The sequence below is a fragment of the Shewanella sp. ISTPL2 genome (genome assembly GCF_013283205.1).
Classification (GTDB): Bacteria; Pseudomonadota; Gammaproteobacteria; order Enterobacterales; family Shewanellaceae; genus Shewanella; species Shewanella oncorhynchi.
In genome coordinates, this window is sequence record NZ_JAAPAV010000001.1 from 2686281 (window position 1) to 2698223 (window position 11943).

Genomic DNA, 11943 nt, shown 5'->3' on the forward strand with positions numbered 1-11943 from the left:
GAGTGAAACTGGGGGCAGTTTCATGATAGCTACAACATCAAAGAGAAAGGAGCGACACTATGACTAAGGCAACGACTCAGACTTCACGTCAAGAGCAGATTGATGCAATCAAGAGAGATTGGGCAGAAAACCCACGTTGGAAACACGTGCGTCGTCCTTATACCGCAGAAGAAGTGGTTGCGCTTCGCGGTTCAATCGTGCCTGAGAATACTATCGCTAAGCGCGGTGCTGCTAAGTTATGGGAATTGGTTAACGGTGGCGCTAAAAAAGGCTATGTGAATTCATTGGGTGCGTTAACGGGTGGTCAAGCGGTACAACAGGCGAAAGCGGGTATTGAAGCGATTTACCTTTCAGGTTGGCAAGTGGCAGCCGATGCTAACTTAGCCGGCACTATGTACCCAGATCAATCTTTATATCCAGCTAACTCAGTGCCAGCTGTGGTGTCACGCATCAATAACTCATTCCGTCGCGCTGACCAAATTCAGTGGGGCAATGGCGTTAATCCAGAAGATGAAAAATTTGTTGATTACTTTCTGCCAATTATTGCTGACGCAGAAGCGGGCTTTGGCGGCGTATTAAATGCCTTCGAACTGATGAAGTCGATGATCGACGCGGGCGCTGCCGGTGTTCACTTTGAAGATCAGTTAGCTTCAGTGAAGAAATGTGGTCACATGGGCGGCAAAGTATTAGTGCCAACCCAAGAAGCGGTACAAAAGCTGGTTGCTGCACGTTTAGCAGCGGACGTGAGCGGTGTCGATACGCTGGTTATTGCCCGTACCGATGCTAACGCGGCCGATTTGTTAACTTCAGATTGCGACCCATACGATCGTGATTTCGTGACTGGCGAGCGCACCAATGAAGGTTTCTACCGTGTGAAAGCAGGTCTTGACCAAGCGATTTCTCGCGGTCTAGCTTACGCCCCTTATGCGGATTTGATTTGGTGTGAAACCGCTAAACCGGATCTTGAAGAAGCGCGTGTTTTTGCTGAAGCGATTCATGCTCAGTACCCAGATCAACTGCTTGCTTATAACTGTTCGCCTTCGTTCAACTGGAAGAAAAATCTGGACGACGCCACTATCGCGCGCTTCCAACAAGCATTGTCAGACATGGGCTACAAGTACCAGTTCATCACTTTAGCCGGCATCCACAACATGTGGTACAACATGTTCGACCTCGCTTACGACTATGCGCGCGGCGAAGGTATGAAGCATTATGTCGAGAAAGTTCAAGAAGTTGAGTTTGCAGCAGCGAAGAAAGGTTACACCTTCGTCGCGCATCAACAGGAAGTGGGCACAGGTTATTTCGACCAAGTGACTACGGTTATTCAAGGTGGCCATTCTTCAGTGACCGCACTGACTGGGTCTACCGAAGAAGAGCAGTTTTAAGCAGTAAGCAGCGCTTAGGATGATCCATTGTGATTGTGGATCACTCCTTAGCACGCCTTATGCTGATGTATCTGGTGAGGCGTGGTTAAAAACTCGAAATAGAGGGCAAGAGCGGACTGTGATGAGTTACCGATCTTGCGACTTAAATTTCGAGTCGAGTATGAAAGAGTGTTACCCGTAAGCCTGTGTTTAGCTGCTTTGCAGCTGTTGTCCCCGTGCAGTTCGCCTACATGTGCTGTGCGGGTTTTTAAGTCAAACCTTGTGACTTAACTTCCTACCCAGTAAGTTTTGCTTGCCTTAGCTTGGCGACTCTATGAGTCGCTATTTTTTTTGCTTATTGGTTCATTATCGCGCTGATTAATATGGTGCAACTCTGATACGACTTGGTGCAGTAATCGGATTATTTTACAGCAGCTTATTGCTATCTCATTGTTATTTAATGGCTATCAATAGTGGCCTGAAAAATGCTCTGAATACAGTGGGAAGTTATAGCGTATTAAAGCTGATTGTTGGCATTCACATTGAGGTCACCGCCATGAAATATTACAGTCGCCGTTTAGTTAAACCTGAACATTTAAATCCAGCAAATACCCTGTTTGGCGGTCAGTTGCTCAGCTGGATAGACGAGGAGGCCGCTATTTTTGCTGCCTGCCAGATGAAGAGCACAAGTCATGTGACTAAGTTGATTTCTGAAATCAACTTTATGACGCCAGCGCATCAAGGGGATGTGATTGAGTTTGGTCTGGAGCTAGTGAGTCTCGGCCACAGCTCGATTACTGTCAGCTGTCAAGTACGTAATAAGATGACGCAGGCGCCAGTGGTGAGTATAGATAAGATGGTGTTTGTGCATGTGAATGCCCAAGGATTGCCCGTTCCCCATGGTATTCGGGCGAATGCGGCTTAAGGGGCGTGGCGCTTAAAATGCGTGATGCTTAAATGTATAAGATGCTTAAAATGAGCAGTGACGCCTAGGCGTCACTGTCATTAGTCTTTGGTTAAATCTTCTTTTACCGATTTGACCGCATCCCGTGAAGCATGACCTATGGCTTTTGTCGTGTCTCGAGTCGCGTGGCCTATCTCAGTGGTGACTTCTTTAGTCGTTGTGCCGATGGCACGGCCTGCGTCCTTTAAATCCGCACAGGCGGATGTAGCGAGTAATAAAGGAATAATAATGAGCGTCGCTTTATTCATTGTGATGCCAATCCTCAATTTAAGTTCGTAACTCAATTTACTGGGCCTTGCCATTTTTACTGTGCAAAATGACATTCGGGACAATATAACAGATCTTGAGCTGAATCACGCTATGGCGACATTATCTGCTGAGCCGCTGTTGCAATGCTTCTGTTCGAGTATCAACCGAGTGAGTGAAACTAAGAGCATTAAATGACGTCGTGGATTGAGTTATCGAACTCGACAAATAAAAACGCCAGTGGCGTTTTGCGCACTGGCGTCTAAGGTCGCTAAATAATACTGCAAAGATTATTCGAGTTTGGCTAAGCGTTGTTGATAGTCTTCAATCAGGTGCTGCATGATTTCTTCAGGCGCCGCATCGTCACAGCAATCGTCTAAAAAGATTTTAAAGGTGACTAAGGCATGGCCGTCGTTTTTGAGTCTATCACTCTGCATTGAGAAGTAAGCATCTTCATTTTCGGCTTTACGAACCACAAACTTATTCGTTTCGAAGGTTTTTTCCCCAGAAAGCTCGTGCCATTTAGTGATGCGATTTAACGCGATCTCACAGGACTGGTTCATTTCAATATGATTTAACCAAGTAACGGGATGTTCAGGATCTTTGTAATGTGGACATCTAACTGTGTAGTTATATACATGGGTGATTGCAGTCATAGCGTACCTACCTGTTCGAGGATATTGTTGCCATCATAGGCATCGTTTTTGAATTCGGTCAATCATTAATTAAGTCTATATAGCCTTGATGTTTTTTGACGGAGAAGGATAGTTACTGCATGAAAATTAACCATTTACTTAATCTGTCATGTCTCTATTTAGCATGAGTTTTATGCCAATAACTTTGTGCTAGATCTCAGTTTTGGGTGAAGTTTCGCTTTTGCTGAATTACTGATTAATAAAGCAACAACTTGGTCGTCAGTAAGTCTTATTGATAAAAAGAGCGAACAGCGGAGTAAATAGGTTAATTAAACTTTGATGGGAGCTATATGAGTAAGTGGCAGCATAAGTTGTCGCAGAGGAAACGCAGAAGGTAGAATGGACAGAGGCCCATTCGTTAGAACGGGCCTCTCAGCTGGCTTCATCTTTTGCAGGGAAAAAGCGAACTGGGGCCATCTTATCGGATCTGTAACAGTCTGTAACCCACAGAGATCACGTTTTTTATATCATTTTGCTATGAATATTTGAGGTTCAGATCCTTTCTTCTTGAATATGCAGATTTGTGAGTGTTTTGTCAGTGCAAAGGTGCATAGACACTGAGTTTTATGTTGGTTTTTGTTACTCAATTTTTAAGATAGTAACTTACCTCACCATCTTGTTGATACAGGTGTAAAAAAGGCCCCAATAGTGCAGCAATAATCTGTGCACTATTGGAGCCTAAAACGAATTCATTGGAGGATGAAGTCGTGTTTACGCACTAGCAGGACAATAAGTCGTTATCCAGCAAGTTAGCGCACGATTGTTGTGTGCTAACTTGCGATTGGTAAGGTATGGCGATTACAGCGCACAATTACAGCGCATTAGTGAAGATCTGACAGATCTCCGCATGGGTCGCTTGTTTTGGATTGGTGAATCCACAGGCATCTTTTAACGCGTTATCCGCAAGTGTTGGAATATCTTCCGCTTTCACGCCTAACAAGGTCAGGTTTTCTGGGATCTTAACCGCAACAGACAGTTTTTTGATTGCCGCTATCGCCGCACTAGCACCTTGCTCATCTGTCATCGCAGACACATCGACACCCATAGCCTTGGCAATGTCTTTTAAGCGAGCAGGGACGACCTGGGCGTTGTATTCCTGCACATGTGGCAGCAGCAGAGCGTTACACACGCCGTGGGGCAGATCGTAGAAACCGCCTAATTGGTGCGCCATCGCATGCACATAACCTAAGCTGGCATTGTTAAACGCCATACCTGCTAAGAACTGGGCGTAGGCCATTTGTTCACGGGCGTTGATGTCTTGACCGTTTTCAACTGCGTTGACTAAGTTAGCTTGAATCAATTCCATAGCCTTGATCGCACAGGCGTCGGTGATCGGGTTCGCTGCAATAGACACATAGGCTTCAACCGCGTGAGTCAGTGCATCCATACCTGTTGCGGCAGTTAGGCTCGCAGGCTTTTTCAGCATTAACTCAGGGTCGTTGACCGACAGCAAAGGCGTGGTGTGTTTATCGACAATCGCCATTTTAATGTGGCGGGCTTCGTCGGTAATGATACAGAAGCGCGTCATTTCACTGGCAGTACCTGCCGTCGTATTAATGGCCACTAACGGCAACTGTGGTTTCGCGGATTGATCTAACCCTTCATAATCTTTGATGCTGCCACCGTTGGTTGCAACAAGGGCGATACCCTTGGCACAATCATGGGGTGAGCCGCCGCCGAGTGAAATTACAAAGTCACACTTGTTGGCTTTTAACAGGGCTAAACCCGCTTCGACGTTCGTCACGGTTGGGTTAGGTTGTACACCATCATAGATGGTGGAGGTAATACCATTTTGACCGAGTTTTTCGGCCACTTCACCCACTAAGCCAATCTTGACTAAGGGTTTATCTGTCACTATGAGTGCGTGTTTAAAGCCTAAGGTTTTGATGTCACCGATAGCATCATCCACTGCGCCTTGGCCTAATACGTTGACAGAAGGAATAAAAAATTTAGCAGCCATAAAATCCACCTATTTGCTTGTAAAGATTAAGTTGTGTTCTTTTCTGGTGATCAAGCTACCAATTTGGAGGTAGTGAAAGTGTGAGCTTGATCGAGTTCGGCGCTTATCTGAGGGTAATTTCCCACTAAAGTTGGAACTGGGTAACTAAATTTCGGACTTTTATGACGGGTATTAGTGTTGGCGTACGATATGGTTTTTTAGCGTTGTTAGCGCCCCTGGTGATGCATCATTTCTGTGCATTTTTCGTTTACTTTTTATCCCACTTTTTATCCAGCATTTGACGGCTCAATTGTTAAATCTAACAGAGGTTAAACCTCATGAATACTCTCATTTGTAGCATTAACTCCAATTAATTAGTTTGATATCTAATATTGATTTATGCGTACTGCTGTGGTTGTGGTAGGGCCGTAAGTCAAAGGAATCTATAGTTTTATCTTGTTTTTACAGGTTAATTCTTTTTTACATAACTAACTTGTGAGCTTTGTCACTGTGGTATTTTAGGTTGATAGTTACATCACTAATCATTATCATGATTGTTAATTGAACGTTCAATTAACGTCGTTCAGAGTATTGAGAGAGTGGTTATTCCTTGAGTATTTATGCCTAAAGCCGCAATGAAATTGATACGCAGACAGCAGCTTATCGATGCGACATTAGCATCGGTTGCCTTGCATGGATTGCAGCACACGACCATCAACAGCATTAGTCAGTTGGCGGGGATGTCGTCGGGGATCATCAGTCATTATTTCAGTGGTAAGCAGGGCTTGATCCAAGCGACGCTGCGCCACTTGCTCGAGCAGTTAAAGCAAGCGTTGCTCAATCGAATCCAAGGACAAGTGTTGGCGCCAACAGAGCGCTTAATGATGATAGTTGAAGCGAATTTTACCGAGTTACAGCGCTCACGAAATGTCACTCACACTTGGCTGAGTTTTTGGGCACAGGCCGTCCACGATCCCCAGTTAGCCCGTTTGCAGAATATCAATAGTCGCCGCTTATACAGCAACTTACATTTTTCCTTTCGGCACGTGTTGCCCAAAGAGTTTGCCCTGATGGCTGCTAAGCAAACGGCGGCGATGATCGATGGATTTTGGTTACGCAGCGCCTTAAGTGAAACCCCTGAGCAGGATTTTGTTCAGGCCGAAAAATTATGCAAAACCTTTATCCACAATGTGATAAAGCAGCATGGAGTCAATACATGTCAGTAGAAGTACAGTACAACTTTATTGCGGGTCAGTTGCTCGCTAACGACAGCGGCGAAACCTTCGACGTCGTCAATCCTGCCACTGGGCAATTGGCGTACCGAGTGCAAGTGGCCGATGAAAAAATTCAGCAAGCGGCCATCGAAAGCGCCAAAAAAGGCTTTGCTATTTGGTCTGCCATGAGTGCCACTGAACGCAGCCGTATTCTGTTAAACGCGGTCGCATTATTGCGGGCTCGTAATGATGAACTCGCGGCAATCGAAGTGTTCGATACAGGTAAACCTTGGCAAGAAGCCTCAGTGGTTGATGTGGTCACAGGCGCAGATGCTATCGAGTTTTTCGCCCATATTGCCCCTGGGCTTGAAGGCGCGCAGCAGCAAGTCGGTGGGGATTTTTATTACACCCGCCGTGAGCCTTTAGGCATTTGTGCAGGCATTGGCGCGTGGAATTATCCATTGCAAATCGCCTGTTGGAAGGCCGCACCTGCCTTAGCTAGCGGCAATGTGATGATTTTTAAACCTTCGGAAGAAACGCCGCTTGGCGCACTGAAATTGGCGCAACTCTTAAGTGAGGCGGGTTTGCCCGATGGCGTATTTAACGTCGTGATGGGTGACGGCAAGGTTGGCGCTTGGTTAACGGGGCATCCAGATATTGCCAAAGTGTCCTTCACGGGCGAAGTCGGTACCGGTAAAAAAGTCATGGCCGCGGCGGCAAGTTCATTAAAAGACGTCACTATGGAACTCGGTGGTAAATCACCGCTTATCGTATTTGACGATGCCGATATCGATAATGCCGTTTCAGGTGCCATGCTCGGTAACTTCTATACCCAAGGTGAAGTCTGTACTAATGGGACGCGGGTGTTTATCCATGAGTCAGTTTATCCACGCTTTATCGAAAAACTGCTTATGCGTACTCAAACCAATATTGTGGTGGGCGATCCTATGGCGCCAGAGACTAACTTTGGCGCCTTGATCTCCAAAGATCACCAGCAAAAAGTACTCGATTATATTCAGCAAGGTATCGATGACGGCGCAACTCTGCTCACCGGTGGCACAGCATTAACACCTGAAAATGCTCCCAATGGTTACTTTGTTGCCCCGACGATTTTCACCCATTGCACCGACGAGATGCGCATCTGTAAAGAGGAAATCTTTGGCCCTGTGATGTCGGTACTCACCTTTAAAGAGGAAGCCGAAGTGATTGCTCGGGCAAACAATACCGCTATGGGCTTGGCCGCTGGGGTGTTTACCCAAGATATCAGCCGTGCTCATCGGGTCATTCATCAGTTACAGGCGGGTATTTGCTGGATCAATGCTTATGGCGCCTCGCCAGCCGAAATGCCTGTAGGTGGGTATAAGTTGTCGGGTATTGGCCGTGAAAACGGTAGCGAGACACTCAAGCATTACACCCAAATTAAAGCCGTTTATGTGGGTCTGCAGCCCTTAGAAAGCCCATTTTAAGGAGGCATTTTGACTCAGTCATTAGAGCAAAAATATTATAACTACATCATAGTTGGTGCAGGATCAGCGGGTTGTGTGCTCGCCAATCGCTTGTCAAAGGATCCTAAAAACGAAGTGCTGTTATTAGAAACCGGAGGCAGCGATAAGAGCATCTTTATTCAAATGCCGACGGCGTTATCAATTCCGATGAACAGCCCTAAATATGCTTGGCAGTTTGAAACTGAGCCTGAGCCATATTTAGATAATCGCAAGATGCATTGTCCTCGGGGCAAGGTGCTTGGCGGTTCATCGTCGATCAATGGCATGGTATACGTTCGTGGTCATGCTAGGGACTTTGATGAGTGGCAGGCGCAAGGGGCGACCGATTGGGATTATAGCCACTGCTTACCGTACTTTAAGAAGGCGGAAACCTGGGCCTTTGGTGGTGATGAGTATCGCGGTGAGTCTGGGCCGTTAGGCGTGAATAACGGCAATCAAATGCAAAACCCCTTGTACCAAGCCTTTGTGGATGCGGGCATTGCGGCGGGGTATTTATCGACCACCGATTATAATGCGGCGCAGCAAGAAGGTTTTGGCCCTATGCATATGACGGTCAAAAAAGGCGTACGCTGGTCAACCGCCAATGCCTATTTACGCCCAGCGATGGCTAGACGTAACCTCACGGTTGTGACCCACGCTTTAGTGCATAAAGTGTTATTGGAAGGACAAATGGCTGTTGGCGTTCGCATTGAACACAAAGGTAAAGTTGAAGATATTCGTTGTAACAAAGACGTGATTTTAGCTGCTGGCTCAATAGGTTCGCCGCATTTACTGCAATTATCAGGCATTGGCGATCCCCAAGTATTGGCCGATGCAGGGGTCGAGTTACAACATGAGCTGCCCGGTGTTGGTCAGAATTTACAGGATCATTTAGAGTTTTATTTCCAATTCAAATGCCTTAAACCGATTTCACTCAATGGCAAGTTAGATCCTTTCAGCAAGTTCTTAATCGGTGCTCGGTGGGTTTTAGATAGATCCGGTTTAGGGGCTACGAATCACTTCGAGTCCTGTGGTTTTATTCGCTCAAAAGCGGGTCTGGAATGGCCAGATTTACAGTACCACTTTTTACCTGCGGCTATGCGTTACGATGGCAACGAAGCCTTTGCGGGTCATGGGTTTCAGGTACATGTAGGCCATAACAAGCCTAAGAGTCGTGGTGCCGTGACCTTAGTGTCGGCAGATCCTAAAGCACCGCCCAAAATTCAGTTCAATTATTTACAGCATCCCGATGATATTGAAGGCTTTAGGGCCTGCGTGCGTTTGACTCGTGAGATCATCAATCAAACGCCATTCGATGAGTATCGTGGTGAGGAAATTCAACCCGGCACACAAGTGCAAACCGATGCGCAAATCGATGCCTTTGTGCGTCAATCGGTTGAGAGTGCTTATCATCCTTCTTGCTCGTGCAAGATGGGCACGGATGCGATGGCGGTGGTGGATCCCGAAACCCGCGTGCATGGCTTGCAGAATTTACGGGTGGTGGATTCTTCTATTTTCCCGATTATCCCGAACGGCAATTTGAACGCGCCGACCATAATGTTGGCTGAGCGCGCCGCGGATCTGATTTTAGAGGCTGAGATGTTAGCGCCAGCAGACTGTGCCGTTGTGGTTGCCGACGCTTGGCAAACCACACAAAGAAGTACTGCGACAAGTTAAAGCCATAAGTTAACAACACGCCTGCTCAGTCCGTCGAATCGACGGACTGGCGGCTTCAATTTTGAAGTGACTCATTAATTGATGACTCAAAAGGGTCATTATTCATTTTATCTAAAGGGTCGGTCAGCCCGCAGTGAGTGTGCAAATGACCGCTTTCACGACTGATCATCTATCAGGGTTTAACTATCGCGGAGTGTTTTTAAGTAGCGATATTTAAGGCTTGAGGGCAGAACGTTGCCTTTAAAAATGGATCAGTTTTTATTATTAAATAAAAACATGGAGTTACATTTTATGGGTTTATATCCAGATGCCGACTTACACCCAGTATCGACTGGGACTGAGTGCTCATTATGACTTGGTTATTATCCGCAGGGATACTGTTCACTTTTACCGCGATTGCGTTTGTGATTTATCGCTGGGGCAATATTCGCTGTATCGGCGTGACGCCTGTGCGTACTTTTACCTTTATCGCGATTCTGTTTACCTCAGGACTTGATGTCGGCTTGATCATGTTTCCGCTCACCGAGTTTGCGGGTTACGCCAATGTGGCGGCGAGTCCTGAATACGGCTTTAGTAATCCGCTGGCGATTGAGTTTGGCTTCTGGGCCTTTTTGATTTGGAGCTTCTACTTTTTAACCTGTTTTTATTTTTGTGTCATCGAGCCTAGGGTGAGATTCTTCGATATTCCTTGGGTTAAGTTCATCAATAATATCGTAATTATTGGCACCTGCGCCTTTACCGCCTATTTGCTATTGAGTAATTTACCTTGGTATTTACCCGAATTAGGTGATGGCGAAACCATAGTCGGTAGCTTCTATTTAATCGTATTTATGGTGATCGCCGCGGCTGTGTATTCCAGCACTAGCATACGTTATGTGCGTATCTTGAGTCTGGCGAGCACTTGGTTGTTTTTAGGCTTGATTGCCATCATGTGGGCCAGTGCATTTTTATCGGCTGACTCGAGTGTGGGCGAGTTCTTTACGACCTTTGCCATGCTGGGTGACTACTTCGGCAATATTCAACATTTTGTGTTACCCATCAATGACTACCATGAGTTTTATCTGTTCTGGTGGTTTGCGTGGAGCATTATGATTGGCCAATTTACCTCGCGCTTTGTCGGCGGGATGAAAACCTATCAAGTGCTGCTGGCCATGATGGTGTTTCCGTCTATTCCCATCGCGATTTGGTTCACCGTGCTTTATTACTACAGCGCCAATGGGTTAGATACCTCGGGCTTCTATAATCTGGCGATGGTGATTGTAGGGGTGACCTTTGTGATTAACTCACTCGACTCACTGGTACGCCTGTATACCGACAATCTTAACCTGACGATTGAGCGGTTAGGCAAGTTTAAATATGTCAGCTTTAACTTAGTTTTGCTCTGCAGTCTGACATTACTCTTTCAATTAGACTTTCTTCAAATTCAATGGGTTGGTGCAATCGCACTCGGCCTGATCTTTAGCTGTTTTGGTTACATCATGATGACGCAATTGCAAACTGTTCGTGCCATTGAGCGCTCGCCAAAAGAGAACAAAATCGACTTTACTAAAATTGAGCTAGCTAACTAATGGAAAAATTGATAATGAAATCAAAATGTTTTTATCTTGTCGCTGGAGGATTGTTATTGATGTCAACAGCGGCCAATGCAGGATTATCGGCCACTGTGACGGCGACGTCGGATTACACTTTTAACGGTGTCAGCCAAACGGACAGCGGCCCAGCACTGCAAGGCAGTCTAGATTACGGTTTTGATTCGGGATGGTACGTGGGCGGCTTTACCTCGAACGTCGACTTTGGGGGGAACGACAGCACTTGGTTGGAACTCGATGCCTATGCGGGTAAGTTTTATCAGCTCAATGAGCAACTGAGTTTCGATGTCGGGCTGGCCTATTACACTTACCACGGCGAGTCGTTTTCCGATGAGTACAACTATCCTGAGCTGTATAGCAAGTTAGGATATGATAGTTCACTGGGTCACTCTGAAGCTAAGTTAACCTACACATGGGATTACTTTGGTTTGGGTGGTGAGCATTACACTATGTTGCTTGGCCATACTGTCAGTGTCGCTGAAGGGCATGATATTCGCTTTAGTGTCGATCGCTCGACATCACTTGATGAGGATAAATGGTCATGGGATGGTGGCAAATCCTTTAATCATTTCCGTATCGCCTATCTGACCAGTTGGAGTGGCTTTGATTTCAGTCTTGCCGCCGAAGATACTAGCATGAACTTAGATACCAGTGACGAGCGTCTAGTGTTGTCGGTATCGCGTCAATTCATGTTGTAATCTAAGGGACTTTTACCATAAAAGTGCCTCCTCTTGGTGAGTTCAGTCGCGCTTTCTGGTAAGGTGCACTCGT

The 11943-nt window shown here is 46.2% G+C and carries 10 protein-coding genes; 7 read left to right on the forward strand and 3 right to left on the reverse strand.

Features of this window, described 5'->3' with window-relative positions; genetic code table 11:
• The first annotated feature begins 59 nt into the window (after window positions 1-59).
• Together aceA and HUB64_RS11890 are read left to right on the forward strand one after the other, a co-directional pair.
• Window positions 60-1385, forward strand: a complete 1326-nt coding sequence (gene aceA / locus HUB64_RS11885; protein ID WP_028760720.1) for an isocitrate lyase — start codon at window positions 60-62, stop codon at window positions 1383-1385.
• Between the two features lie 535 nt (window positions 1386-1920).
• Window positions 1921-2289, forward strand: a complete 369-nt coding sequence (locus tag HUB64_RS11890; protein WP_006080843.1) for an acyl-CoA thioesterase — start codon at window positions 1921-1923, stop codon at window positions 2287-2289.
• Window positions 2290-2369: 80 nt separating this feature from the next.
• On the opposite strand, the gene HUB64_RS11895 is transcribed toward HUB64_RS11890, so the two are convergent.
• The 3 genes from HUB64_RS11895 to yiaY form a co-directional block, all read right to left on the reverse strand.
• The gene (locus HUB64_RS11895) at window positions 2370-2576 is read right to left on the reverse strand and encodes a hypothetical protein (protein ID WP_028760719.1); all 207 of its coding nucleotides are present in this window, start codon (window positions 2574-2576) and stop codon (window positions 2370-2372) included.
• Window positions 2577-2864: 288 nt separating this feature from the next.
• Window positions 2865-3230, reverse strand: coding sequence for a hypothetical protein (locus HUB64_RS11900; protein WP_028760718.1), 366 nt, complete (start codon window positions 3228-3230; stop codon window positions 2865-2867).
• Between the two features lie 850 nt (window positions 3231-4080).
• Window positions 4081-5229: an L-threonine dehydrogenase gene (yiaY, locus tag HUB64_RS11905; RefSeq protein WP_028760717.1), complete on the reverse strand. Its 1149-nt coding sequence runs from the start codon at window positions 5227-5229 to the stop codon at window positions 4081-4083.
• 599 nt (window positions 5230-5828) lie between these two features.
• Between yiaY and betI the strand changes: the two genes are divergently transcribed.
• The 5 genes from betI to HUB64_RS11930 all read left to right on the forward strand — a co-directional run bounded on the left by betI (window position 5829) and on the right by HUB64_RS11930 (window position 11870).
• Window positions 5829-6434 (forward strand): transcriptional regulator BetI, encoded by a 606-nt coding sequence (gene betI, locus HUB64_RS11910; RefSeq protein WP_173246034.1) that lies wholly within the window; start codon window positions 5829-5831, stop codon window positions 6432-6434.
• Window positions 6425-7888 (forward strand): betaine-aldehyde dehydrogenase, encoded by a 1464-nt coding sequence (betB, locus tag HUB64_RS11915; protein ID WP_173497049.1) that lies wholly within the window; start codon window positions 6425-6427, stop codon window positions 7886-7888. Before betI ends, betB begins: the two co-directional genes overlap by 10 nt.
• Before the next feature lie 9 nt (window positions 7889-7897).
• On the forward strand, window positions 7898-9583 hold the full coding sequence (gene betA / locus HUB64_RS11920; protein ID WP_173497050.1) for a choline dehydrogenase: 1686 nt from the start codon (window positions 7898-7900) through the stop codon (window positions 9581-9583).
• A gap of 350 nt (window positions 9584-9933) precedes the next feature.
• Window positions 9934-11151, forward strand: a complete 1218-nt coding sequence (locus HUB64_RS11925) for a BCCT family transporter (protein ID WP_173497051.1) — start codon at window positions 9934-9936, stop codon at window positions 11149-11151.
• Window positions 11152-11165: 14 nt separating this feature from the next.
• Complete coding sequence (locus HUB64_RS11930; protein ID WP_173246025.1) at window positions 11166-11870, forward strand: TorF family putative porin; 705 nt, start codon at window positions 11166-11168, stop codon at window positions 11868-11870.
• Window positions 11871-11943: the final 73 nt, after the last annotated feature.

Excerpts from the sequence above, each read along its gene's own strand:
- aceA (WP_028760720.1), top strand. The coding sequence starts at position 60 with ATGACTAAGGCAACGACTCAGACTTCACGTCAAGAGCAGATTGATGCA.
- HUB64_RS11890 (WP_006080843.1), top strand. The coding sequence starts at position 1,921 with ATGAAATATTACAGTCGCCGTTTAGTTAAACCTGAACATTTAAATCCA.
- HUB64_RS11895 (WP_028760719.1), bottom strand. The coding sequence starts at position 2,576 with ATGAATAAAGCGACGCTCATTATTATTCCTTTATTACTCGCTACATCC.
- HUB64_RS11900 (WP_028760718.1), bottom strand. The coding sequence starts at position 3,230 with ATGACTGCAATCACCCATGTATATAACTACACAGTTAGATGTCCACAT.
- yiaY (WP_028760717.1), bottom strand. The coding sequence starts at position 5,229 with ATGGCTGCTAAATTTTTTATTCCTTCTGTCAACGTATTAGGCCAAGGC.
- betI (WP_173246034.1), top strand. The coding sequence starts at position 5,829 with ATGCCTAAAGCCGCAATGAAATTGATACGCAGACAGCAGCTTATCGAT.
- betB (WP_173497049.1), top strand. The coding sequence starts at position 6,425 with ATGTCAGTAGAAGTACAGTACAACTTTATTGCGGGTCAGTTGCTCGCT.
- HUB64_RS11925 (WP_173497051.1), top strand. The coding sequence starts at position 9,934 with ATGACTTGGTTATTATCCGCAGGGATACTGTTCACTTTTACCGCGATT.
- HUB64_RS11930 (WP_173246025.1), top strand. The coding sequence starts at position 11,166 with ATGAAATCAAAATGTTTTTATCTTGTCGCTGGAGGATTGTTATTGATG.